Annotated in this window: 21 protein-coding genes, 1 pseudogene and 1 riboswitch; of the genes and pseudogenes, 12 read left to right on the top strand and 10 right to left on the bottom strand. The window is 66.0% G+C overall.

Going from position 1 to position 25077, the window contains the following annotated elements; genetic code table 11:
- Positions 1 to 73: 73 nt before the first annotated feature.
- Genes ASC68_RS03835 through ASC68_RS03820 form a run of 4 tightly spaced genes read left to right on the top strand, consistent with a single transcriptional unit; the run spans position 74 to position 2868 of the window.
- Positions 74 to 1408, top strand: coding sequence for an MFS transporter (locus ASC68_RS03835; protein ID WP_055874953.1), 1335 nt, complete (start codon positions 74 to 76; stop codon positions 1406 to 1408).
- A gap of 33 nt (positions 1409 to 1441) precedes the next feature.
- On the top strand, positions 1442 to 2218 hold the full coding sequence (locus tag ASC68_RS03830) for an orotidine 5'-phosphate decarboxylase / HUMPS family protein (protein ID WP_055874951.1): 777 nt from the start codon (positions 1442 to 1444) through the stop codon (positions 2216 to 2218).
- The gene (locus ASC68_RS03825; protein WP_055874948.1) at positions 2215 to 2421 is read left to right on the top strand and encodes a hypothetical protein; all 207 of its coding nucleotides are present in this window, start codon (positions 2215 to 2217) and stop codon (positions 2419 to 2421) included. Before ASC68_RS03830 ends, ASC68_RS03825 begins: the two co-directional genes overlap by 4 nt.
- 42 nt (positions 2422 to 2463) lie before the next feature.
- The gene (locus tag ASC68_RS03820; protein ID WP_055874945.1) at positions 2464 to 2868 is read left to right on the top strand and encodes a cupin domain-containing protein; all 405 of its coding nucleotides are present in this window, start codon (positions 2464 to 2466) and stop codon (positions 2866 to 2868) included.
- Positions 2869 to 2878: 10 nt separating this feature from the next.
- On the opposite strand, the gene ASC68_RS03815 is transcribed toward ASC68_RS03820, so the two are convergent.
- The gene (locus tag ASC68_RS03815) at positions 2879 to 3631 is read right to left on the bottom strand and encodes an SDR family oxidoreductase (protein ID WP_055874942.1); all 753 of its coding nucleotides are present in this window, start codon (positions 3629 to 3631) and stop codon (positions 2879 to 2881) included.
- A 108-nt stretch (positions 3632 to 3739) separates the two neighbouring features.
- Between ASC68_RS03815 and ASC68_RS03810 the strand changes: the two genes are divergently transcribed.
- The 5 genes from ASC68_RS03810 (at position 3740) to ASC68_RS03790 (ending at position 9877) form a co-directional block, all read left to right on the top strand.
- Entirely contained in the window at positions 3740 to 4753 is a 1014-nt protein-coding gene (locus tag ASC68_RS03810; RefSeq protein WP_055874940.1) for an aminoglycoside phosphotransferase family protein, read from the top strand.
- A gap of 6 nt (positions 4754 to 4759) precedes the next feature.
- Entirely contained in the window at positions 4760 to 6046 is a 1287-nt protein-coding gene (gene eno, locus ASC68_RS03805; protein ID WP_055874937.1) for a phosphopyruvate hydratase, read from the top strand.
- A gap of 30 nt (positions 6047 to 6076) precedes the next feature.
- Positions 6077 to 7102, top strand: a complete 1026-nt coding sequence (locus tag ASC68_RS03800; RefSeq protein WP_055874934.1) for a LacI family DNA-binding transcriptional regulator — start codon at positions 6077 to 6079, stop codon at positions 7100 to 7102.
- Between the two features lie 351 nt (positions 7103 to 7453).
- Complete coding sequence (locus ASC68_RS03795) at positions 7454 to 9265, top strand: IlvD/Edd family dehydratase (RefSeq protein WP_055874931.1); 1812 nt, start codon at positions 7454 to 7456, stop codon at positions 9263 to 9265.
- Positions 9266 to 9406: 141 nt separating this feature from the next.
- Positions 9407 to 9877 carry a cyclic nucleotide-binding domain-containing protein gene (locus ASC68_RS03790; RefSeq protein ID WP_055874928.1) on the top strand — a complete coding sequence of 157 codons (471 nt, stop codon included), beginning with the start codon at positions 9407 to 9409 and terminating at the stop codon, positions 9875 to 9877.
- A gap of 294 nt (positions 9878 to 10171) precedes the next feature.
- Here the strand turns inward: ASC68_RS03790 and ASC68_RS03780 are convergent, their stop codons facing one another.
- Entirely contained in the window at positions 10172 to 10558 is a 387-nt protein-coding gene (locus ASC68_RS03780; RefSeq protein WP_055874922.1) for a DUF3307 domain-containing protein, read from the bottom strand.
- Positions 10559 to 10745: 187 nt separating this feature from the next.
- Between ASC68_RS03780 and ASC68_RS03775 the strand changes: the two genes are divergently transcribed.
- Together ASC68_RS03775 and ASC68_RS03770 are read left to right on the top strand one after the other, a co-directional pair.
- Positions 10746 to 11516 carry a FecR family protein gene (locus ASC68_RS03775; protein ID WP_055874919.1) on the top strand — a complete coding sequence of 257 codons (771 nt, stop codon included), beginning with the start codon at positions 10746 to 10748 and terminating at the stop codon, positions 11514 to 11516.
- A gap of 24 nt (positions 11517 to 11540) precedes the next feature.
- A complete protein-coding gene (locus ASC68_RS03770; RefSeq protein ID WP_055874917.1) occupies positions 11541 to 13706 on the top strand; it encodes an adenylate/guanylate cyclase domain-containing protein in 2166 nt (721 codons plus the stop codon).
- A gap of 103 nt (positions 13707 to 13809) precedes the next feature.
- Here the strand turns inward: ASC68_RS03770 and ASC68_RS03765 are convergent, their stop codons facing one another.
- From ASC68_RS03765 to ASC68_RS03730, 8 genes and pseudogenes are all read right to left on the bottom strand, one after another.
- Positions 13810 to 15225 carry a protein adenylyltransferase SelO family protein gene (locus ASC68_RS03765; RefSeq protein WP_055875995.1) on the bottom strand — a complete coding sequence of 472 codons (1416 nt, stop codon included), beginning with the start codon at positions 15223 to 15225 and terminating at the stop codon, positions 13810 to 13812.
- 205 nt (positions 15226 to 15430) lie between these two features.
- The gene (locus tag ASC68_RS03760; protein WP_055874914.1) at positions 15431 to 16624 is read right to left on the bottom strand and encodes a TRAM domain-containing protein; all 1194 of its coding nucleotides are present in this window, start codon (positions 16622 to 16624) and stop codon (positions 15431 to 15433) included.
- Between the two features lie 176 nt (positions 16625 to 16800).
- Positions 16801 to 19653, bottom strand: a complete 2853-nt coding sequence (locus tag ASC68_RS03755) for an FAD-binding and (Fe-S)-binding domain-containing protein (protein WP_055875991.1) — start codon at positions 19651 to 19653, stop codon at positions 16801 to 16803.
- 694 nt (positions 19654 to 20347) lie between these two features.
- Positions 20348 to 20593, bottom strand: a pseudogene (locus tag ASC68_RS29105) (PadR family transcriptional regulator); the annotation flags it as partial.
- A gap of 405 nt (positions 20594 to 20998) precedes the next feature.
- Entirely contained in the window at positions 20999 to 21805 is an 807-nt protein-coding gene (locus tag ASC68_RS03745) for a hypothetical protein (RefSeq protein WP_055874909.1), read from the bottom strand.
- Positions 21806 to 22026: 221 nt separating this feature from the next.
- A complete protein-coding gene (locus tag ASC68_RS03740) occupies positions 22027 to 22641 on the bottom strand; it encodes a hypothetical protein (RefSeq protein WP_055994028.1) in 615 nt (204 codons plus the stop codon).
- Positions 22642 to 22819: 178 nt separating this feature from the next.
- Positions 22820 to 23362, bottom strand: coding sequence for a 50S ribosomal protein L19 (gene rplS / locus ASC68_RS03735; protein ID WP_055874904.1), 543 nt, complete (start codon positions 23360 to 23362; stop codon positions 22820 to 22822).
- A 380-nt stretch (positions 23363 to 23742) separates the two neighbouring features.
- Complete coding sequence (locus tag ASC68_RS03730; protein WP_248310486.1) at positions 23743 to 24327, bottom strand: HupE/UreJ family protein; 585 nt, start codon at positions 24325 to 24327, stop codon at positions 23743 to 23745.
- Between the two features lie 59 nt (positions 24328 to 24386).
- A riboswitch (cobalamin riboswitch) is annotated at positions 24387 to 24590 on the bottom strand.
- 101 nt (positions 24591 to 24691) lie between these two features.
- On the opposite strand from ASC68_RS03730, the gene ASC68_RS03725 reads away from it, so the two are divergent.
- A complete protein-coding gene (locus ASC68_RS03725) occupies positions 24692 to 25039 on the top strand; it encodes a hypothetical protein (RefSeq protein ID WP_156387225.1) in 348 nt (115 codons plus the stop codon).
- The last annotated feature ends 38 nt before the right edge of the window (positions 25040 to 25077 follow it).

Genomic DNA, 25077 nt, shown 5'->3' with positions numbered 1-25077 from the left:
ACCTCCATCCGACGGCGGTTTCCGTTCGGCGCCGATATGCGTTACCCATTCGCCCCCAACCTCGGATTCCCCAATGAGTCCCTTCCACCAGATCCTCGGCAACACCCTCGTTGCCAACGTCACCAACTTCACCGTCTGGTTCGCGCTGACCTTCTGGGTCTATCTCGAGACCCATTCGGTGTTCGCGACGGGCATGATCGCCGGCGTCTATCTGGTGTTCACCGCCGCCTTCGGCATCTGGTTCGGCTCGATCGTCGATCACAACTCAAAGAAGCTGGCGATGCTCGGCTCGAGCGTCGTCTCCGCCGTCTTCTATGCCCTGGCGCTGGCGGTGCTGCTGCTCTCGCCACCGGAGAGTTTCACCAACCCCTACAATGCCTTCCTCTGGATCTTCGTCTTCCTCGTCATGCTCGGCGTCATCGCCGGCAATATCCGCTCGATCGCGCTGCCCACCCTCGTCACCGTGCTGATCCCCGAGGATCGCCGCGACAAGGCCAACGGCCTCGTCGGCATGGTCAGCGGCATCGGCTTTCTCACCACCTCGGTGATCTCAGGCTTCCTCGTCGCCTGGGGCGGCATGCTGGCGGTGATGGTACTGGCGCTGGTGACAACCGCCCTGGCCTTTGCCCACCTCAGTTTCGTGCAGATCGACGAGGGCCGGGCCGCGCCTGACCCGGAAACCCCGGCCGAGCCTAAGCGCGTCGATCTTAAGGGCACCATCAAGGTGGTCGGCGCCGTCCCGGGCCTGTTCGCGTTGATCCTGTTTGCGGCGCTCAACAACTTCCTCGGCGGCATCTTCATGGCGCTGCTCGATGCCTACGGCCTGTCGCTGGTCTCGGTGGAAGTCTGGGGCCTGTTGTTCGGCGTGCTCTCCACCGCCTTCATCATCTCGGGTCTCGTTATCGCCAAGACCGGGCTGGGCAAGAAGCCGCTCCGCACCCTCTTGCTGGTCAACCTGATCACCTGGGCGGTGTGCTGCATCTTCACCATCCAGTCCTCGATCTGGCTGCTGGCTGCTGGCATGTTCGTCTGGATGCTGCTCGGCCCCTATGCCGAGGCCGCCGAACACACCACGCTGCAGAAGGTGGTGCCGCCGGAGCGGCAGGGCCGCGTCTTCGGCTTCGCCCAGTCGGTCGAGCAGTCCGCCTCGCCGCTTACCGCCTTCCTCATCGGCCCGCTCGCCGAGTTCGTCTTCATCCCGTTCATGACCGCCGGGCTGGGCGCCGAGCTGATCGGCAGCTGGTTCGGCACTGGTCCGGCCCGCGGCATCGCCCTGGTCTTTACCCTGGCCGGCCTGTTCGGCGTGGCGATCACCATCATCGCCTTCCGCTCAAAGTACTATCGCCAGCTTTCCGCCGCCTATGCCCGCCCCAGCGAGGGCCAACCCGAACCCGCGCCGGCCCAGTAGCCCGGCGTCCCCACCACAGGAACCGACAGCGTCATGTCCACGCCCGCCTCCACTCGCGTCATCGACCGCCTGAAGACTGAGTTCAGTTTCCAGATCTCGGTCGATACCGACAGCCTGCCGCTCGGGCTCACGGTCGCCGAGGCCGCCCTCGCCGCCGGCGTCGATCTCGTCGAAATGGGCACCCCGCTGCTAAAGACCGAGGGGGTGAAGCACGTCGTTCCCGCCTTCCGCGCCCGCTTCCCCGATGCCCTGCTGCTCGCCGACATGAAGACCATGGATGGCGGCAGCTTCGAAGCCCGCTCGGTGTTCGAAGGCGGCGGCAACATCATCGATTTCCTCGCCATTGCCGGCGTGCCGAGCGCCAAGGGCATCTGCGGCGTGCGCGACGAATACCGCCGCGCCAACCCGGAACTGCCGCGCCTGGTGTTCGCCGATATCCTGCTGCCGCATCAGGGCCCGGCCGACACCGCCATCGAGGTGGCGCTGCGCATGCTCGACGCCGGCGTCGACGGCATCGGCGCCCACCTGCAGCTCGATGCTCGCCGCGCCGACCCCAGCCTCTTCCACTCGAGCTACCTCGCCGACGTGGTAGGCGCCGTGCACCACCGCGTCGGTGCACTCGCCTCGGTGCAGGTGGTCGGCGGCCTCTATCTCGAGCAGGCCGTCGCGCTCGCCAAGACGGGGCTCCGTGCCTTCGTCATCAGCGGCAATCTCGGCCTCCCCGACGCCCAGGCCCGCTACGGCAACCCGCCCGGCGAAATCCGCGAGCACATCGCCGCCTTCATTGCCGGGGTCAGGGCGACGGCATGACCAAACGCCTGTCGAAAACCCTCGCCGCTGAGATCGCCACGCGCACCCTCGAAGTCATCAACCCCGCCAACCGCGCCGTGGCGCTGGCCGCGACGCTCCGCCGCCACGGCTTCGACCCGGCTGCCGCCGAACTGCCCGCGGCGCCGGCCGATCGGGCCGAGCTGGTGGCGTGGCTGCTCGCCACCTACGCGCCGCGGGAGTAAGCTCCCGAGGTCCGGCCGCTGGCCGTTGCGAGGAGGATCGCCATGCAGACCCGCCCGTTTCCGCCCGCTCCGCATGGCCGCTCTCCCGCCGGCGCCGAGGTCCGCCTGCTGGTCGACGGGATGACGGGCGGCATGATCCATTCCACCGTTCCGCCCGGTCAGGTGAACCGGGCCACTGTCCACGCCACGGTGAGCGAGTTCTGGTTCGTGCTCTCGGGCGAGGGGCAGATCTGGCGCCGCGACGATGGCGGCGAGGAAACCACAGTGCTGACAACAGGCGTCTCCATCGACATCCCGGTCGGCACCGCCTTCCAGTATCGCTGCAATGGCGCCGCGCCGCTCGAGTTCATCTGCATCTCCATGCCGCCCTGGCCCGGCAGCCACGAGGCGACGATCATTGCCGGCCCCTGGGAGCCCAACGCGCCCGAGGGTTGGCCGCCGGCCTAGCCAGACGCCGCTACATGGTGATGCCGCCATCCACCACGAAGTTCGACCCGGTCGCATAGGCGCTCTCATCGCTCGCGAGGTAGACCAGGAGGTGCGCCATTTCTTCCGGCTGCGCCATGCGGCCCATCGGCTGGCGGGCGACGAAGGTCTTCCACACCTCGTCGTGGTCACCCAGCGCATGCGCCCGTTCGTGCAGCGATGGCGAGTCGACGCTGCCGGGGCAGATGGTGTTAGCCCGGATGCCGTTCTTCATGTAGTCGAACGCCACCGACTTGGTGAAGCCGATCACCGCCGCCTTCGACGACATGTAGCCGACCCGGTTCGGCACGCCTTTCATCGACGAAGCGACCGACGCCACGTTGATGATATTGGCGCCGCCTTGCGCAATGAAGGCCGGCAGGAAGGCCTGCGTCAGCACGAACATCGGCGTCACGTTGATATCGAAGCTGAGCTGCCATTCTTCGAGCGTGGTGGTGCCCAGCATGCCCTGATGCACCCAGCCGGCGCCATTGTAGAGCACGTTCACCCCGTGATGCCGCGCCGCCGCCTCGCGCAGCGCTAGATGGTCGGTGACATCGAGCGCATAGGTCTCGTGCCCGGGCGAGATCGCCCTGAGCTCCTCGCCCTTGCGCGCAATCCCCTGGGCATCGCGGTCGGTGGCGATCACCCGTGCTCCCTCGCGTGCGAATGCCGTGGCTGCCGCCCCGCCGATCCCCGCCGCTGCCGCGGTCATGAAGATGGTTTTCCCCTCGAGCCGTCCCATTTTCTCCCTTTCCGTCCAGTTCGGTGTTTGACCAAAGGCCAACCCTCTGGTCGTTGTCCCATTTCGCCTGTGTGGTACCATACCAGCCTTGCAAGGGGGACCAGCACTATGGATGAATTGACCTGGGAAGCGCTGCTTCCCCCGATCTTTGCGACTGCCGGCATCGACGCCAGTGGAGCGCTGGAAATCGCTCCGCTCACCGGCGGCGTTTCATCCGATATTGTGCGCATCCGCCTGCCCGATGGCCGCCAATACTGCGCCAAGCGCGCCCTCGGTAAGCTCAAGGTCGCCACCGACTGGCAGGCGCCGCTCGAGCGCAACCAGTATGAGGTGGCCTGGCTGCGCCGCGCCAACGCCATCGTCCCCGGCGCCGCGCCCGAAGTGATCGGCGAGGACCGCGCGCACGGCATCGCGCTGCTCGAATACCTGCCGGCCGAAGATTATGTGCTGTGGAAGGCCGAGCTGCTGGCCGGCCGCGCCGATCCGTCGGTTGCCACCGCCGTCGCCGAGGCGCTCGGGCGCATCCACGCCGCGACGCTCAACGATCCCTCGGCCGCCGCCGAGTTCCCCACCGACCACCTGATCGATGCCCTGCGGCTCGACCCCTATCTGCGCTTCACCGCCGGACGCCACCCGGAGCTTGCCGATCGGATCCTCACCGTGCTGACGACCACCGCGAACACCAAACTGGCGCTGGTGCACGGCGATGTCAGCCCCAAGAACATCCTCATTGCGAAGCGCGACGGCCACCCGGTGCTGCTCGATGCCGAGTGCGCCTGGTACGGCGATCCGGCCTTCGACGCCGCCTTCTGCCTCAACCACCTGGTGCTGAAGTCCATCCACCTGCCGGCGCTGCGCGATGCCCTGCTGGCTCAGGCGTCTGCCTTCGCCGCCACCTGGCTCGGACATTTCCCCGCGCAACTGCGTCCCAGCACCGAGGCACGCGCCGCCGCCCTCCTGCCCTGCCTGATGCTGGCGCGGGTCGATGGCAAATCGCCGGTCGAGTATCTCAGCGAGGCCAGTCGCCAGCTGGTGCGCGATCGGGCCATTCCACATATCCAACACCCGCCAGTAGCCATCGCCGAGCTGCTCGACAGCCTTAGTTCACCTCAGGATCGATAACGCGTTATGTCAGCCATCAAGACCATTCTCGGCCGCCAGGTGTGGGACTCGCGCGGCCGCCCCACCGTCGAAGTCGAGGTCACGCTGGAGAGCGGCGCCAGCGGTCGCGCCATCGCCCCGTCCGGCGCCTCCACCGGCAGCCGCGAGGCGCTCGATAAGCGCGATGGCGGCAAGCGGCTGGGGGGTTTCGGCGTCAACGCCGCGCTGGCCGCGGTGAACGGCGAAATCCAGAACCGGCTCGTTGGCCTCGATGCCCTCGACCAGGTCGCCGCCGATCGCGCCATGATCGAACTCGACGGCACCCCGCAGAAGACCCGGCTGGGCGGCAACGCCATCGTCGCCACGTCCTCCGCCATCGCCTGGGCGGCTGCGACAGAGCAGCGGATCCCGCTCTGGCAACATTTGCGGCGCCTCAGCAACCTCGATCCCGAGGCCCAGCACATCCCCGCCCCGATGATCCAGATTTTCGGCGGCGGCCGCCATGCCGGCAACCGCATCGACATCCAGGATTTCCTCATTCTCGCCGTTGGCGCCCAGAGCTTCGCCGAGGCCACCGAGCAGATCGCCGAAATCTACATGGCCGCCAGCAAGGCCATGGTCCAAAAGGGTAAGCTCAACGGCGTCGCCGACGAGGGCGGCGTCTGGCCCGATTTCACCGCCAATGAGGACGGGCTCGAACTGCTCACCCGCGCCATCGAGGCGGCCGGGCTTCGCCCCGGCGCCGATATCGGTATCGCGCTCGACGTCGCGGCCACCTCGTTCTACGCCGATGGTGCCTATCGCCTGGCGCTCGAAGGCAGGGCGCTCTCGACGCTCGAGATGATCGAGCAGCTGCAATCCTGGGTCAGCGCCTACCCGATCGTCTCGCTCGAGGACCCCCTTGCGGAGGACGATGACGAAGGCTTTGCCGAGATCACTCGGCGGCTCGGCAAGTCCATTCAGATCGTTGGTGACGATTATCTGACCAGCTCAGAGTCCCGTGTTGCCCTCGCCGCAGCACAGGGATGCTGCAATTCGGTGTTGCTCAAATCGAACCAGTGCGGCACCCTGACCGAACTGATTGCAGCAAGCACGCGCGCCCGCGCCGTCGGCTGGAATACCATCCAGTCCGGCCGCTCCGGCGAAAGTGAAGATGTGACGCTCAGTCATCTGGCGGTCGGTTTGATGTCAGACCAGATCAAAGTCGGTTCGATGACGCGCTCAGAACGGACTGCGAAGTGGAATGAAGTGATCCGCATAGAGGGTTACTACGTAGCGCCGCGCTACTGGCGTTTTACCATTCCGCGGCCGTAGTCGAATGAAGGGCAGTTTGGGGGATTCAGTTTGGGGGACGCAGACAGACGCAGTGGCGCGGGCCGGCCGGTTCGCGTTGAAGATGTAGCACGCGTCGCCGGTGTCTCGCCGATTACCGTCTCGCGCGCCCTGTCCTACCCCGACAAGGTCAAGGATGAGACCCGGGCCCGCATTCTCGAGGCCGTCGCCCAGACCGGCTACGTCGTCAACCGCTTCGCCTCCTCGCTGCGTTCCGGCCGCTCCAACGTCATCACCGTCTTCGTCTCGAGCCTGCTCAATCCGCACTTTGCCACCTCGGTGCAGGGCATCGTCGATTCGGTCGAGGGCAGCGGATACCATCTGATGTTCGCCCAGACCGGCTATTCCGAGATGCTGGAGATCGACGTCGTCGAATCAGTGCTGCCGTTCCGTCCCGCCGGCGTCGTCTTCACCGGCGTGGTTCGCGCTGACAAGACCCGCCAGGCGCTGCAGAAGCTCGGCATCCCGGTGATGGAAATGTGGGGCAACCGCCCCGATCCGATCGACATGCTGGTCGGCTCGTCGAGCTACGATGCCGGCCGCCTGATGGGCGAGCATTTCGGCGAGCGGGGCTTCCGCAAGGTCGCCTATAGCGGCCACACCATCGAGCGCACCGCGCAGCGCATCGAGGGCTTCCGCCACGGCCTCGCCAAGCACCGCCTGACGCTGGAGCTGATCCACCCGATGGATGGCACCCGCACCTTCGCCGACGGCATGCGGGCCTTCGACGATATCCTCGAACAACTGCCCGGCTGCGACGCCATTTTCTTCGGCACCGACGTGCTCGCCGCCGGCGCCATGACCCGGGCGCTCGACCGCGGCATCGCGGTGCCCGGCCAGGTCGCCATCGCCGGCTACGGCGACCTCGAGTTCACCCAGCACGTCCGCCCCTCGCTCACTTCGCTGCAGGTTTCGAGCTACGAGATGGGCCGCGAGGCCGGCCGCATGCTGATCAAGCGGCTCAGTGGCGAAGCCATCGCCAACCCCATCGTACTGCAGCCGATCAGCCTCGAAGCCCGCTCCAGCACTCTGGGCTGAAGCCCCCGGGCCGCTGGTTGGATATCGTGGCAACGCCGCTGACAGGCCGGTGCAGGAAGATACCCCTCCCCTGTCCCCTCCCCGCAAGGGGGAGGGAGACGCTCTCACCAGCGCCAGCGTTTTGGTCTCCTCCCCCCTTGCGGGGGAGGGACAGGGTGGGAGGTACTCTCCCCACGCCGGCGGCGGAGTGACTCCGTCGGTGACCTACCCATCCCGCCCATTGCAACCCGACATCCCGATCTCTATCATCGCCTCCGGTACGATCCTCCCTCAATCGAAGGAATGCCTGCCCAGTCCGTCGGGATTGGGCTATGGATCGTCGGGACAGCCTGTTGATTTGAGGAGATCACTATGAGTTCGGGTAAAGGCGAGACCGCGCAGGGCAAGAAGCTCCGGTCGCGCGCCTGGTTCGATAATCCGGAGAACCCGGACATGACTGCGCTCTACCTCGAGCGCTATTTGAACTACGGCATTTCGCGTGAAGAGCTGCAGTCCGGTAAGCCGATCATCGGCATCGCCCAGACCGGCTCCGATATCTCGCCCTGCAACCGCCACCACCTCGAGCTCGCCAAGCGCGTGCGCGACGGCATCCGCGATGCCGGCGGCATCGCCATGGAGTTCCCGGTCCACCCGATCCAGGAAACCGGCAAGCGTCCGACTGCCGGCCTCGACCGCAACCTCGCCTATCTCAGCCTCGTCGAAGTGCTGTACGGCTACCCGCTCGATGGCGTGGTGCTGACCATCGGCTGCGACAAGACCACCCCGGCCATGCTGATGGGCGCCGCCACCGTCAATATCCCGGCGATCGCCCTGTCGGTCGGCCCGATGCTCAACGGCTGGTTCCGTGGCGAGCGCACCGGTTCGGGCACCATCGTGTGGAAGGCGCGCCAGATGATGGCCGCCGGCGAAATCGGCTACGAGCAGTTCATCGAGCTGGTGGCGTCCTCTGCCCCCTCGACCGGTTACTGCAACACCATGGGCACCGCCTCGACCATGAACTCGCTGGCCGAGTCGCTCGGCATGCAACTGCCCGGTTCGGCCGCCATCCCGGCGCCCTATCGCGATCGGCAGGAAATGGCCTGGCGCACCGGCATGCGCATCGTCGAGATGGTGCACGAGGATCTGAAGCCCTCCGACATCCTGACCAAGGACAATTTCATCAACACCATCGTCGTGAACTCGGCGATCGGCGGCTCGACCAACGCCCCCATCCACATCAACGCCATCGCCCGCCACATCGGCGTCGAGCTGAACATCGACGATTGGCAGACGCACGGCCACAAGGTGCCGCTGCTGGTCAACATGCAGCCGGCCGGCGAATACCTGGGTGAGGATTATTACCATGCCGGCGGCGTGCCGGCGGTGGTCAACGAGCTGATGAAGCAGGGCCTCATCCGCGAGAACGCCCCCACCGTCAACGGCAAGACCATCGGCGAGAACTGCCGCACCACCACCATCCAGGACGACAAGGTCATCCGGCCGTTCACCAACCCGATGAAGGCCGAGGCCGGCTTCCTGGTGCTGCGCGGCAACCTGTTCGACAACGCCATCATGAAGACCTCGGTGATCTCCGAGGAGTTCCGCCTGCGCTACCTGAACAACCCCAACGACCTGGGCGCCTTCGAGGGCAAGGCCGTGGTGTTCGACGGCCCGGAGGATTACCACCACCGCATCGACGACCCGTCGCTCAATATCGACGAGCACACGCTGCTGTTCATGCGCGGCGCCGGCCCGATCGGCTATCCGGGCGCGGCGGAAGTGGTGAACATGCGGCCGCCTGATTACCTGATCAAGAAGGGCATCACCTCGCTCGCCTGCATCGGCGATGGCCGCCAGTCCGGCACATCCGGCTCGCCGTCCATCCTCAATGCCTCGCCGGAAGCAGCGGCGGGCGGCAACCTCGCCATCCTGAAGACCGGCGACCGCGTCCGCATCGACCTCAACAAGGGCGAGGCCGACATCCTCATCTCCGCCGAGGAGATCGAGCAGCGTCGCGCCGAACTGCATGCCGCCGGCGGCTACAAGTATCCGGCGCATCAGACGCCATGGCAGGAAATCCAGCGCGGTATCGTCGACCAGCTCGGCGCCGGTGGCGTGTTGAAGAACGCCGTCAACTACCAGCGCCTGGCACAGACAGCCGGTCTGCCACGCGACAACCATTGATCAAATCCAAAGGGGCCGGTGTTCACTGGCCCCTTTCTTCTTGCGCCGGTCGCGCCGATGGGCCAACAAGCCGCCGCAATGTTTGACGAACAAGTTAGGCTCAGCGCACTATCGAGGGCGCTTAAGGCGGGTGAGGGCTCGATGTCTGATATTCTGGACTATTGCAAAGGGCGGGAGGCGCAGACCTTCAAGCCCGGCCAGGTGCTGATCCGTGAGGGCGGCCAGGAAGGCCAGTTGTTCGTCCTGATCGACGGCCAGGTCGAAGTGCTCCGCAAGGACACACAGGTCAGCTACATCGACGAGCCCGGCTCGATATTCGGCGAGATGGCGGTGCTGCTCGACATGCCCTCGAGCGCCACGGTCAAGGCGCTCTCGACGGTCAAGGCCTACGCCATCGCCGATGCCATCAGCTTTCTGGGCGGCAACCCCGAGATCGCCCTCTACGTCGCGACCCTGCTGGCCCGTCGCCTCTACTACACCACCTCGTACCTGGTCGATCTGCAGCAGCAATCCGAAGGCAAGCGCGAGGACCTCGACCTCGTCGACAAGATCCTCGCCCAGCTGATCGAAAAGCCCGACGAAGCCAAACACGCCAAGCGCACGCGGAAGTAGTTCAAACCCTCGAGCGTGTGGGGCCATCCCCGCGCTCAAGAGCCAGCCTCAACAGCGCACGCGCCGCCCGGTAAGGGCGCGCGCCATCCAACCCCATCTGCTCCGTCTCGATGGCATGGAGATGCGTCACCAATTCCTCCTCCGTCGTGCCAGCGAGGAGCATGCGAAGGACGGTTGGCGCATAGCTATCGTACTCGTCGCGAGGGCCTCCCATGGCGTGAACGCCGATCGGATCCCAGTCCTTCCAGAGCGCCTGCTCGACTCGCCTCAAGTTCAGCGTCATTGGACGCGCCGTCACACCAGCCCCTTGCTCAGCAGCACGGCGTAGATGATCGCGGCATAGGTCAGCTGGTGGGTGATCTGGTCGAGCCCGTGCAGGCTCCAGAACCGCCGCGGCTGTGTGTCGACATGCACGCCGCGCGAATAGTGGATCTTCGAATAGTCCAGCAGGTAGTGCACCACGAACTCGGCCACCACGATACCCGCGAGCCATGGGAGCGACGTGCCCGCCAGCAGCAGCAGCAGCGCCGTCAGCCCGGCATGCACGCCGGCATGCGCATAACCGCCTGGCTGGCGGAAATCGCCCTTACCGCCCAGCATCCATCCCGGCTGCAGAAAGTAATCCGCGATGTAGTGCTTGAGCTCCAGTCCGATGAACAGCAGAAAGAATAGTCCGACCATTCGGTCTTGTCCTTGCGGGGGTGACGCCCCCACGGCCCATCCCCGGGAGCTGATGCTTGCAAGCTCCCGTTGTCTGAGGCAAGCGCAGAGTTTACTCCTGTGTTAGGTTCCCGTCAGCGCCGTTCAGCCGGCGTTCATGGGCGGCGTGGCAGGTGGTCCGCGCCGGACGTCTGTCCTGGAGGTTCCGATGCTGCGGCTGCTTACCTCGTTCATTCTGCTGCTGTTGGTAGCGCAACCCGCCCTCGCCGCCTCCGGCAAGGCGATGGGCGTCGATCCAGCTGCCCGGCTCGAGGACAAATCCGGGACCAAAACACTGGTGGTCGGCACCGACGTCTTCATCGGTGATCGCGTCGTCACCGATGCCAAGGGCCTCGTCCAGATCCTGTTTTCCGACAGGACCAAGCTGGTGGTCGGCCCGCGATCGGCGCTGGTGATCGAGGATTACCTGCTGCGTGAGGATGGTTCGGGCGGCAAGTTCGCCATCAACGCACTGTCGGGAACGTTCCGCTTCGTCACCGGCGGCGCCCCCAAGGACCGCTACTTGATCACCACGCCCACCGGCACCGTCGGGGTGCGCGGCACCGCCTTCGACCTCAACGTCCATTCCGATCACTATTCCCTGCTGCTGTTCCACGGCGCCGTGGTGATGTGTAACAAGGCCAATAAGTGCATCACCGTCGATGATTTCTGCGATGTCGGCATGGCCGACCTGACCGACGCTAAGCTGCTCGGCAACACCGAGGATTTCGTCGGCGCCGAGCGCACCTCGATGCGCGGCATGTTCCCCTGGGCCGTGTCGGAGAGCGATCTGCTCACGCCATTCTGGGTGGCGCAGGCCCGCGAATGCCTCAATCGCTCCGTGGTACCGAACAGCCCCGACGCCGGCGGTGCCAGCCCGGACAGCGAACCGCCGCCGCGTACGGAACGGCCCGGCTCCAATAACCTGACGCACGGCTAACCACACCAGGACTCGATCCCGCCGATGCTCCGACGCCTGCTGCCGATCCTCGCTGGCCTCGTCATCGTGATCCTGTTGGCGTTCCTGCGCATCGCCGACCCCTTCCCGGTGCAGGTGCTGCGTGAGATCGCCTTCGATTTCTACCAGCGCCTGCATCCCCGCCCGCAGGGGGAGTTCCCGGTCCGCGTCATCGATATCGACGAAGCCGCGCTTGCCGAATTCGGCCAATGGCCGTGGCCGCGCGATCGCCTCGCTGCTGTCACCGATCGGCTGACCGAGCTTGGCGCCGCCGCCATCGGCTTCGACGTGCTGTTCCCCGAGGCCGACCGCATGTCGCCAAGCCGCATCGCCGCAGGCCTGCCCGGCGTCGATGCCGCGACGCTGCCCGACTACGACGCCATCTTTGCCGCCGCGCTGTCGCGTGCACCCTCGATCCTCGGCTTCTCGCGCACCCCCTCCGGCAAGCCGCTGACCGGCAACCCCAAGGGCGGCTTCGCTATCTCCGGGCCCGACCCCACCGAGCGCATCCCGTTCCTCACCGGCACCGCCGCGCCGATCCCGATCCTGCGCGATGCAGCACCCGGCCTCGCCGCCCTCAGCCTCAATTCCGAGCTCTCGGCCGGCGCCGTCCGCCGCATCCCCATGCTGTGGACCAATGGCAGCCAGCTGTTCCCCACCCTCTCGGTTGAGGCGCTGCGCCTCGCCATGGGCATCAGCACCGTGGTGGTGTTCGGCGATACCGCCGCCGAGGGCTATGTCGACAGCATCCGGCTCGGCGATTTCACCGTGCCGCTGACCTCCGAGGGCGACCTCTGGCTCTATTACAGCCGCCCCAGCCCGGATCTGCTGGTCTCGGCCGCGGACCTGCTCGGGCCGAATTACCAGCAGCTGAGCGATCGGATCGCCGGCAATATCGTGCTGGTCGGCACGTCTGCGTCGGGCCTGCTCGACCTCCACAACACCACGCTGGGCGACAATGTCGCCGGCGTCACCATCCACGCCCAGGCCATCGAGCAGATCCTCTCGGGCACCTATCTCAGCCGCCCCGACTGGGTGGCGGGGCTCGAGATCGTCGGCTTCCTGGCGCTCGGCGCTTTCATGGTGGTGGTGGTGCTGCTGCTCGGCCCCCTTGTCGGTATTGCTGCCGGTGCGCTCTCGCTCACCGCCGCCATCGGCTTTTCGTGGTGGATGTTCACCACCAGCGGCATCATGCTCGATCCGAGCTACCCGCTGATCGGTCTGACCCTGCTCTACCTGGCGCTGGTGTTCTTCCGCTTCGTTACCACCGAGCGCGCCAAAAAGCAGATCCGCCGTGCCTTCGGCTACTACGTCGCCCCCTCATTGCTGAGCGAGATCGAAAAGAACGGCGACCGGCTGAAGCTCGGTGGCGAAGTGCGCCGCATCACCGTGCTGTTCTCCGACATGCGCGGCTTCACCTCGCTGAGCGAGAAGCTCGAGCCCAGGCGTATTCTCGCCATTCTCAACACCCTGTTCGGCGCCCTGGGCCACGAGATCATCGGCCGCATGGGCACCATCGACAAGTTCATCGGCGACGCCATCATGGCGTTCTGGAACGCGCCCGTCGACGTCCCCGACCATGAACGCAAAGCCCTGCGCTCGGCACTGGGCATGCGCCAGAAGCTCGCCGAACTGAACCATACCGATGCCTTCCACCTCAGGGCGGACAAGGCCGCGGTAGGGGAACTCGGTATCGGCATCGGCATCTCCACCGGCGAAGCGCTGGTGGGCAATATGGGTCTCGAAACCCGCTTCGATTATTCCGCCCTCGGCGACACCGTGAACGTCGCGAGCCGGGTCGAAAGCGCCTGCAAGGAGGTCGGCTACGATATCCTCGTCGCCGATCCGGTCCGCGTCATCGTCTCCGATTTCGCCTTCCTCGAAGCCGGCGCGCTGGCGCTGAAGGGCAAGGCCGAGCGCGTCGTCATCTACCTCCTGGTCGGCGATGCCGAGCTCGCCAAATCCGGCGCGTTCCACCTGCTGCGCGTTACCCACGCCGAAGCGCTCGAAGCGCTCCGCACCGGCCGCGACACCCGCGGCGCCATCGCCGAGTGTATCGCCCTATCGGCCAAGCTCGAGCCCGGCCTCAAGAAATTCTACGAACTGCTCCCCGGCCGCCGCATGGATTTTGTGTCGACCGAGACCGTCGTGCCGATCACCCCGGCGGCGTGATTGGTGCGAAGGGCACACACCCTCCATACCCACCGGCCGTCATCCCTGCGAAAGCAGGGACCCAACTATCCCCTTGGGCGCCTTCGGCTCAAATGAACGCCCATCACTCCCCCGCATAGGCCTCGCGCATTTCCTCGATCTCGCCCATTGCCTCGTAGAGCGGGCGCCAGTCGTCGCGCTCGGCAATCGGCGCCCACAGCGCCTCCATCTCGTCGATCAGCATGGTCCGCGGCACATCGCGCTTGAAATACGGGTGGTCGAGATTGGCATCCGGCGACGCCGGGTGCGCAGTCAACAGGCCGGCCAGCGTCTCGAAAGCCGTACCGCGATAGTGGTCGGCCGCCGGGCTCCGCATCGCCCGCGCTCCATCGCCACCGCGCCAATCGAAGAAGAACTGCTCGAACGGCATCTGCGTTTCGCGCAGGAAGTTGAACACCTCCTGCACCAGCAGCGCATCCGCTTCCACCCCGAGCGACGCGAGCCCCAGACGCTCCAGCACCGCCGACCACACCGAACGCTGGAACGCCGGCCAGAACTGGTTCAGCGCCGCTTCCATCTCGGCATGCTCACCCAGCGGCAGCAGCACTTCGGCGAGCCGCGTCAGGTTCCAGGCCAGCGTGTCCGGTTGCTTGCCGAAGGCATAAAGCCCCCACTCGTCGAAATAGGCCGCGGTGAAACTCGGATCATAGGTCGGCAGGAACCGCCACGGCCCGTAATCAAAGCTCTCGCCGGTGATGTTGATATTGTCGGTGTTGAGCACCCCGTGCACGAACCCCGCCGCGATCCACCGCGCCCCGGTTTCGGCGACATGTTCGCTCACCGCGCTAAGGAACTTTGCTGCCCGGCCGTTATCGCCCTCGACCCACAGCTCGGGGTAATAGGCGCGCACCGAATGATCGAGCAGCGCCCGCAGCCGTTCGCCTTCCTTCAAGTAGCTCAGCCGCTGGAACGTGCCGATCCGTGTGTGCCCGTGGCTCAGCCGCACCAGCACCGACGAGCGCGTCGGCGACGGCTCGTCGCCGCGCTGCAGCTCCTCGCCGGTTTCGATCAGCGACAGCGATTTGGAGGTGTTCACCTGAAGCGCCTCGAGCATGGCCGTCGCCAGCACCTCGCGCACTCCACCCTTCAGCGTCAGCCGTCCATCCCCGGCCCGCGACCACGGCGTCCGCCCCGATCCCTTGGTGCCCAGGTCCATCAGCCGGCCGTCATTGAGATCCTCGAGTTGCGCATAGAGAAAGCCGCGCCCGTCGCCGAGATCGGGGTTGTAGGTCTGGAACTGATGCCCGTGATAGCGCAGCGCCAAAGGCTCCGGGAACGACCCCGGCAGCGGCTCGAACTTGCCGAAGTAATTCACCCAGTCGTCGTCGCTGAGCCCATCGAGCCCCACCGACGCCGCCGCCCGCTGGTTGCGATAGCGCAGGGTATGCTCAGGAAACTGTGCCGCCCGAACCTTGTCGAAATAGCCCTCGCCAAGCTCGGCATGGGTGGTGCGGGGTTTGAAGGGATGGGTCACAGCCAGCCACCCATGGTGCTGACGCCGGTGAAGAAAGAGCACCCCCCACCCTGTCCCTCCCCCGCAAGGGGGGAGGAGACCTGCGCTCGCGGGTCATCGTCCCACAGGCACCTGAGCTGCTGAGAACGTCTCCCTCCCCCTTGCGGGGAGGGGACAGGGGTGGGGGCATCTTCCCGCACCAGCGCTGGCGGCATGAGAAGAGCCACAGACCTCACCGCCGAAACACCCCAACCACCTCGACATGCGTCGACCATGCGAACTGATCCACCGGCACCACGCTCGCGAGCCGATACCCGCCGGCGATCAGGATCGCCGCATCCCGTGCAAAGGTCTTGGGCTCGCACGATACCGCCACCACAGTCTTCACGGTGCTGCGCGCCAGCTCCTTCGCCTGTGCTTCGGCACCGGCGCGCGGCGGGTCGAATACCACCGCATCGAAGGGGTTCAATTCGATCGGCGCCAGCGGGTCGCGGAACAAGTCGCGCACCTTCGCCTCCACCGGCTTCAGCCCCTGCACGTGGTTGACCGCCTTCACCAGCGCCGCGATGCCCGCCCGGTCGCTGTCGGCCGCAAACACTCGCGCGCCCTCGGCCAGCCGCAGCGCGAACGGCCCGACGCCCGAGAACAGGTCGGCCACCGACTTCACCTTGCCAGCACCTTCGCTGACCAGCCGGGCCAGCGTCTCTTCCGCCGCCGCCGTCGCCTGCAGGAAGCTCGCCGGTGGAATCTCCACCAAGGCCTTACCCATCTTCACCGCCGGCGCGCGCGCCATGTAGACCGCATCGCCGTTGAAGGTCAGCCGCGCCAGTTTTTGCGCCCGCGCGAACTCCGCCAACGCCACCGACTTCAGCTTTCGTTCCGACTTGATGCTGAGGTCGATGCCGGTATCGGTGAGGGTAAAGGAGACGTCGCAATCGCCGGCCAGCGGCTGCAGCGCCCGGGCGATCCGCGGCGCGTGCTTCGACAGCGTCGGCACCAGGATCGGGCAGGCGTCGATATCGAGCACTTCGTGGCTTTTCGCCCGCATGTAGCCCGCGCCGGTCTTGCGCACATGCAGGGTGGCCCGCCGTCGCCCGGCGCCGGTCGCATCGATCAGCGGCTGCACCACGGTCTCGACCTCGGCATGCTGCAACGCAATCTCGACCAGGCCCCGCTTGAAGCTCGCGTAGGTCTCACGGTTGAGGTGCTGCAGCGAACAGCCGCCGCAGGTGCCGAAATACGGGCTGATCGGCTCGGCCCGCTCGGCGCTCGGCGCGATGATGCTGATGAGCGTGCCGCGCTCGCCGTCGCGCGCGATCTCCACCCGTTCGCCCGGCAGCGTGAACGGCACGAACACCCGCTCGCCGCCGATCTCCGCAATGCCGTCGCCGTGTTGTCCGATGCTATCGATGAGAACTTCTGTCATGGACCGGACGTAGCAGGCTTTGCCGGCAGCGGTAAGGCCCCCTCACCCGGTCCTTCGGACCGACCTCTCCCCCAAAGGGAGAGGTGGTGGGTGGGCACGATCTCGCCCTATCACCACCTCTCCCTGGGGGAGAGGTCGCCGCGCAGCGGCGGGGGAGGGGGCCTTTTTCTTAAGCCTCAGGGCTGGCTCACCATTTCCAACAAGCTCGCAATCGACACGAACGGGATTCCCATCCGCTCGCTGAGCCCGGTGGCGCAGGTCGAGACCGTCGACAGCCCGATCTCGCATCCCTCGGGGATCTGCGCCTTGGCAAAGCGCGTCGCATGGGCGTTGAGCTCGGGCACGTAGAGTCCCTTGTCGCCGGCATAGCCACAGCAGGTAATGGCATCGAGCACCACCACCTTCTCAGCAATCACCGCCGCCAGCGCTTCGATGGCGCCCTGCTCCTTCAGCCGCTGCGCCGAGCAGTTGTGATGCACCGCCACTGCCGGCAACGGCCGTGTGATGGTCAACCGCGGCAGGATTTCCTTGAGCAGGAACTCCGCCGAATCCATCACCGCCGCCTCGCCCGGATGCTCGCGCATATGCTTGGCGCAGGTCGAGGCATCGGTCACCACCGGCAGCGCCCCGGCTTTGCTGAGCCCGTCGAGCTCGCGCCGCGTTGACCCGCCGACCCGCTCGGCCTCTTCCGGAAAACCCTTCGACAGGAACGGCTGGCCGCAGCATTGCCCGTCGAGTTTTTCCGGCACTACGGGATCGAACCCGGCGCGCCGCATCAGTTCGATCATCGCATCGGTGGTCGGCAAGAGCCCGTTCTCGCGCGTCGGCGCCCCGAACATCCGCGTCGCGCAGGATGGGAAGTAGACCACCTGGCCGTTCGGTGCATTGCTCGGCGCCACCGGCTTCGGCGCCCCCGGCCCCGGCCGCAGCGCCGGCGAGACCCGCGGCACCGCCTTGGGCGCCAGCGCATGCATGGCCCCCGCCACCGCATCGACCACGCCATTGCCGACAATTTTGCGGCCCAGCGCCTGCGCCCCGACGCCGAGCTTCATGCCGGTCTCGAGCGCCGCGGTATGCCCGCCGACCCAATGCGCCACGTTGCGATCGCCATCCGACCGCCGCCGGCCGCGCTCGCCGATCACCATGGTGCCGGTTTCGATCCCCACCGGGCAGCGCAGCGAACAGAGGTTGCACGCTGCACAGGTATCGAGCCCCACATACTGGAAGCCTTCGTCCATGGCCTTGAGCCGCTCCGGGTCCTCACCGGTTTGCCTGAGCCGCGCCCGTTCGCGCGTCACCGCGATGCGCTGGCGCGGGCTGAGCGTCATGTGATGGCTCGGGCAGGCCGGCTCGCAGAAGCCGCACTCGATGCAGAGGTCGACGATCTCGTCGGCCAGCGGCATCAGTTTCAGGTTCTTGATGTGGATGTCGGGATCGGGGTTGAGCAGCACGCCCGGATTGAGCAGCCCCTCCGGGTCGAACAGGTGCTTGATCTCATGCATGATGAGATAGGCCTTGGTGCCCCACTCGGCCTCGACGAACGGCGCGATGGCGCGCCCGGTGCCGTGCTCGGCCTTCAGCGAGCCGCCATAGCGGACCGACACCAGCTCCGACAACTCCTTCGAAAAGTGATCGAACTTCACCGCCGCATCCGGGTCCATGAAGTTGTCGCTCATCTGGAAATGCAGGTTGCCGGCGAGCGCATGCCCGAAAATGATCGCGTCCTCATAGCCGCAATCGTCGAGCAGCTTGCGCATATCGATGACGAAGTCGGCCAGCCGGTCGATCGGCGCCGCCACGTCCTCGGTCAGCATCGAGGTGCCCTTCGGCCGCGCCGCGCCGCCAGTGGCAAAAAAGCCTTTCCGCACGTCCCAGAGCCCGTGCGAAATCGCCTCGTCGGCCGAGAAGGTGATGTCCGTCGCCCCCTCGGAGGCAAGGATCGCCGAGGCCTTCGCGGTCTCCGCCTCGAGCGTCGCCTGGTCGGGCGCCGTCACGTCGATCAGGATCACCGGCGAGGTCTCGGTGAAGAACTTCACATAAGGCTGGATGGCCGGCAGGTGCTCGACCGTCGCCAGTGCTCGCCGCTCGATATATTCGGCGGCGGTGACGCCGGTCGTCACCTGCACCCCGCCATTGGCCAGCTTCGAGATGGCGCGGGCGCAGGAATAGGGATCGGGGAACGGGATCAGCCCGGTCACCTTGTAGGGGTGCTCGGGAATGGTGTTGTAGGTCACCTCGGAGACGAAGCCGAGCGTCCCCTCCGAGCCGACGATCAGGTGGATCAGGATGTCGATCGGATCGTGGAAATCCAGGAGCGCATTGATCGAGTAGCCGACGGTGTTCTTGATCCGGTATTTCTTGCGGATCAACTCGACCAGAGCCGGATCGGCCTTGACCTTGTGGTGCAGCGCCTTGAGCTCATCGAGCAGAGGCGCATGCGACGCCCGGAACGCCGCGACCGACGCCGGATCGCCGGAATCGAGCACCGTGCCGTCGACCAGCATGACCCGCAGCCGGTGCATGGTGTGGTAGGTGTTGTAGGCGACGCCACAGCACATGCCCGACGAGTTGTTGTTCACCACCCCGCCGATCTTGCAGGTGGCCTGGCTCGCCGGATCGGGACCGAGCTTGGCCCCGAACGGCTTCAGCGCCTTGTTGGCATTGGCGACGATCACCGCCGGCCCCAGCGTCACCCGCTGCCCGGCCTCGTGGATCTCGAGCTTCTTCCAGCCGTCGCCGAGCACGGCGAGCACCCCGTCGGTGATCGCTTGTCCCGACAGCGACGTCCCCGCCGCGCGGAAGGTCAGCGGCAGCTTTTCGGCGCGGGCGGCTTCGATCACCGCCCGGACTTCGTCCTCGGTATTGACGATCACCACCACTGCCGGGATCAGCCGGTAGGAGCTGGCATCGCCCGAATACGCGTAGGTCATCACCGGGTCGGTCATGATCCGGTCCTTGCGGATCAGATCCTTGAGCCGCGCCACAATCCCTTGCGTCGCCGCAGCCCGGTCCACCCCGATCGGGGCCATCTCGTTCACGTCACTATCCGCCCTTTAGGCCCGGAACGAGAAATCTCGCAGCCGGGCAAGATGTTTGGCCGGCATGTTAGAGACATTCGCAGCTGGGCGGTAGTGAGGCATTGGTCGTGGGCAATCGCTCGACTGATCGCCGGGCCGCCGGTCCCGCCGAGACCAGTTTGCCATAATGAAAACTCCCGCCTGCCGGAAAGCAGCCGGCCAGACGGGAGCGCTTGTCAATCGGGCGGGACAATTAGCCGAGATCGACTTCGGTCGTGTCTTCGTCATACCCCTCGCGGATCTCCTGTGCCGCGCGGCGCAGGATTTCCGCCACCCGGCGATCCTCTTCGGGGTCGCGCCGGATCGCTTCCTTGATCGCCTTCTTCAGCGCCTTGCGCGCGTCGTTCACTTCCGGCGCCACGTCGTCGAGATCACGGTCGGGCCGGCCCGCGTAGCGTTCCTGGGGCCGTTCGGGCCGCTCCGGTCGCTCGGGGTGTTCGGGATGATCCGGGTGCGGCGGAGCACCGCCCCGATCACCGAACCAGCCATGCCGGCCAAATTCCCGCCCCATGCCGCGAAATCGCTCGCGGAACTGCTCCGCCTCCCCCGGCGTGAAGGGGAAATCCTGGCTCGCCATGCGCTCCCGCAGGTGCTCCATGCCCGAGCCCGCCTTGGCGAGGAAATCGAGCGTCGACTGGATCGCCTCGCGATTATCGTTGAGGTGCGTCCGGCCTTCCTCGGTAATGGTGTAGAGCTTCTTGTTGCCCTCGGCGGCCGAGGTCACGTAGCCCGCCTCCTCGAGATAGGTCAGCGCCGGATAGACGATGCCCGGGCTCGGCGAATAAAAGCCCTTCGAATGCTCCTCGATCGCCTTGATCAGGTCGTAGCCGTGCCGCGGCTGCTGTTCGATCAGGAACAGCGCGACGAGCCGGAGGTCGCCCGAGGCCAGCATCCGCCCGATGCGGAAATTGCCCCCGAAACCGCCCCAGTCACCAGGGTTGATGTTGGCTTCGAAGTTGCCGAATTTGCGGAACCCGCGTCGCGCCATGGCTTCCATGCGCCGCCAGTTCCGGTCCCACCTGTGGTCGTGATCGTGCATCTTTCACTCCAAGATATATCTTACGATAGCCGAAAGATATGCCTCGGGCGCCGAGGCTTCAAGATAGCTCTCAAGATATATCTTAAGTCGGCGATACTGCCTGTTTTGCGCGCGGAGCTGATGAGGACCCTCATCGCTGCCCCAAACGCGATGTCATCCCAGCGAAAGCTGGGACCCATCTATCAGGCTGAGCAAGCGGCGAGTTGGGTCCCAGCTTTCGCTGGGATGACACCGAGCGTAGGGAGAGCTTGCTGGAGACTACCCCGCGATCGCCTTCACATAGCGCTCCGCCGAAGCCTCTACCCGCGCCTTGGCATCCTGCGTCATCACCCGGTCCCACCAGCCGGCATAGATCCGGTCATAGGCAAGCGGCGCCACCGTCCCGACGATGCGGTGCACCTCGCGCGCCGGCAGCGGGATCAGGTTGGGATAGGAGTACATGAAGCTCACCCAGCGCGTATCCGGCACCACCATGATGGTGTCGCCGGTCATCAGCACGCCCTTATTGTCCTCGCCGGCCCAATGCAGCGCGGTGGAGCCGACAAAATGCCCGCCGCAACGCACCAGCGTCACCCCCTGCCCGAGCTCCAGCCTCTCTCCGCTCCAGTAGTTCACGCGCTCCGACGGCCGCATCACATATTGCCGGTTGGCCTCGTGGATATGGATCGGCACGCCGCCCAGCGCCTCCGACCAGTCGACCATCGAGGAATAGAAATGCGGATGCGAGATCGCCATCGCCCGCACTCCGCCCAGTTCCTTGATCCGCCTGACCGCCTCGTCGGTAACCAGCGGCGTGCAATCCCACAGCACCCCGCCACCTGCCTGCTGGATCAGCAGCATGCGCTGTCCGATGGCGATCGCCGGCGTCGACCCGATCCCCACCAGCCCCGGCTCCTGCTCTTTGAACTCGATCGTATGCTTCTGCTGGAGCTCCGCCAACGTCGTCCAGCGCTGCCCGGCGGCCGTCACATATTGCCGCTCGTCATCACAGATCACGCAGCGCTCGGGCGGCGCCTCGGACGGCGCATGGCCCACGCCACAGGTGACGCAGATAAAGGATTGCATCGAAAGTCTCCGGTCGTTGTGGTGCTGCCGGAGTGATTGATAGCGGAGTCGAAGCGGCTTGGGCACCCGACTGATAGAGACGCCCCCCTCCCGGCCTCCCCCATGAAGGGGGAGGCGAAGAGTCGAGGCTCTGTCTGCGATTGTGCCACAAGCACCAGCGGGGCACCTCCCCCTTCATGGGGGAGGATGGGAGGGGGCCGTCTCTATCAGTCAGCGCTTGGCTACTGCGCCACCAGCCCCTTCCACACCTCGAGCTCGTCCAGCGTCTCTCCGGCCCCGGCCAGGGCGAACTGGTAGATGTCGAAGCTCCCCACCATCACGCCGTAATAGCCCGGCCGCTCGCGCGCCTCGTGCTTGAGCCTCAGGATCAGGTCGCGGTCGCAGGCCGAGAGATCGGCCCGAAGGTTCGCGTCGCGCGCCTGGCGCACCGCGAAATCGAACGGCTCCCAGCCCCAGATGTCGCATTTCCACGGGTTGCCGGCGTAATCCTTGAACTCGATGCCCCAGTAGAGCCCGGCGCCGAGCGGGTGCGGCTCGACATAATCGTTGAGGAAGCTCGCCTTGTGCAGCTGCAGCCCGGCCCGGTCGAACTGGATGGCGATATCGGCGGCGAGCCCGGCCCATTCGGCCCAACGCTCTGCCTCGCACGGCATGTGGATGTCGATGTCGCGCCACACCATCAGGTCGTAGCCGGCGCTGCCGGTCACCACCGCCTCGCCGAAGCGGGCATTGAGCAGTTCGAGCAGGCCCGTTTCCACCAGCACGGTGCGGGCTTCCTCTCGGAGTTCCGCGGCGACGTGCCGCCTCTCTTCCGCGTCCTGAAGAGCTGCGTCCATTCCGATACCCTCTTGGAATACGGGGCATCCAACCCCGGAATCAAAAGCCCGGCTCGTGAGCCGGGCTGAACTCTAGTCGCGCTCGTGCCAAAACTGTGGCACGGCCGGAGCGGGCGCAGGAAAAGTTGTGAGACTTTTCCGTTCGACGCCCGCGACCACTTAACAGCGCTTCAACTGATTACTCGGCCTTGGGCTCGGTCGCGGCGGCTGCCTCGGCAGCAGCGGCGGCGGCCTCAGCGGCGTCCTTCTCGGCGAGCTCCTTGGCCAGCGCCTCGGCGGCGGCGATCTTCTCGGCCTCGCGGGCGTTCTTGGCGTCAAGCGCTGCAACGCGCTCGCCGGCCTCGATCTTCTTGGTGCGGGCGCCGACGTTCTCGAAAATACGGGCGGCCTTACCGCGACGGTCGCGCAGGTAATAGAGCTTGGCGCGGCGGACCTTACCGCGCTTGATCACTTCGACGCGGTCGATATTGGGGCTGAGCACGGGGAACACGCGTTCCACGCCTTCGCCGTACGAAATCTTGCGCACGGTGAAGCTTTCCATGATGCCGGTGCCGGAGCGGGCGATAACCACGCCCTCATAGGCCTGCAGGCGTTCCTTGTCGCCTTCGCGGATCTTCACCCACACCTTGACGGTATCGCCGTGGGTAAATTCCGGATGGGCGCCCTTGGCGAGCAGCTTATCGTGCTGCTCCTGATTGAGCTGTTCGATGATCTTGGACATCTGATGTTCCGTTCGTCTTTTTCAAAGGAGCGTTTCGCCGGCTTTCGCCGACCGCCCGGTCTTGGTTGCACGGATTTTTATGCATTATTGGCCGAGCCGAAGCTCAAGCGAGCGGGGCTATAAATCAAGAATGCCCGGGAGTCTAGGGTTTCTGGCCCACTCTATGTCGGTTCGATGCCGACCGGCCGGAGCGTGGGGCCACCCCCCGCCCTTGATCCCTCCCCACAAGGGGACGACAAGTAGTCGCTCCGGGGGAGGGAGACGCTTGCTGCACTTTCGGTTCTTGCGCCCTCCCTCCCCCTTGTGGGGAGAGTAGCGCAGCTAGGCGAAGCCGTAGCGAAGCTGGGTGGGGGAGCCCCACGCGCAGTTCTACCTAACCCTTACAGCCAGCCGGCCAGCACCCCGATGCCGCCCAGCGCGAACACGCCACCGGCCACCTGCGCAGCGGTCTTGCCATACTTGCCGACCAGCTTGCTCACGCCCATCGCCGCGCCGATACCGACCGCATGCAGCAACGCGGTCGCCACGATGAAGCCCGCCGCATATTCGAAACCCGAGGCATCGACCGGCATTTCGGCGCCGTGCGCGTGGCCGTGGAAGATCGCGAACACCCCGACCAGCGCCGAGGCCGCGATGACCGGCATCGGCCGGCCCAGCGCCGCGGCGCCGCCGATCACCACGCTCGAGAGCGCAATCCCCAGTTCGACGAACGGCACGTCGATCTGCCCGACGCCCAGCAGGAACCCGACCGCCATCATGGCGACGAAGCTCAGCGGCACCAGCCACAGCGCCTTGCCGCCCAGCACATAGGCGAACACGCCCACCGCCACCATGGCGAGGATATGGTCGATCCCGCCGACCGGGTGCATGAAGCCAAAGAGGAACCCCGAGGTGTCGCCGTGCCCGGTATGGGCGAAAGCCGCCGTCGGAACGGCGATGAGCAGAAGGGCCAGAAGCGCGCGCATAAATATCTCCATCTCGGGACCCGCCGTCCCGTAGCGTTTTTCATGTTCGATGGTCCCGGTTTGGGTCACCACCGGACGGCCGGTCTCCTGGCTCCGGGCACCTCTCACTCCACCTTCCCAGTCGCAAACCAGTGGCACGCTGAGTGAAAAGTCAGGCCCGTTACAGTCGCGGGGGCGGCGCCGGCGTCGGCCAATGGCCTACCGGCTTCCCGTTTCACGCGGCCCCGAAAAGCGGGTCGCGCACCGTCGCGCTATCTCTGTCAGGTTCCACCGGTGAGTTCAATCGCCCGCCCGCGCATTTGCCACATGACGCGGCAGCTCCGGCTGCGCTAAAGGGTCTTGTCGTCCAACGGGGTCGTTGCCGGTGCTCAACGCGCGAAACATGGGGAGAGAGCTGCTGCACGCGCTTGTCGTGCTCGCCCTGGTTTTCCTCAGTTTCGCTCACGCCCCGGTGGCTACCGCATCCGCCGGCCCCGACACCCTCGCCGCCGCGCTCGACATGAGCTATTGCGGCGACACCCCGGATGACCCCAAGGCGCACGCCCCCTGCCACGCCTGCCGCATCGGCGGAGCTGACCTGCCGCCGCCCTGCGACATCGCTATCCCGGTGGCGATGCTGGCAGATGTCGCCTATGGCGCGCTTCCCATCCTGCATTTGCCGACCGAACCGCTCGGCACTGCCACCGCCCGCGGACCACCCGCCTCCGTCTGATCGATCGTACCCCATTATCGATTTGCTGCGCCCGCTAC

This window comes from Devosia sp. Root105 (assembly GCF_001424865.1).
Lineage (GTDB): Bacteria > Pseudomonadota > Alphaproteobacteria > Rhizobiales > Devosiaceae > Devosia_A.
This window is presented reverse-complemented; position numbering and strand designations above follow the sequence as displayed.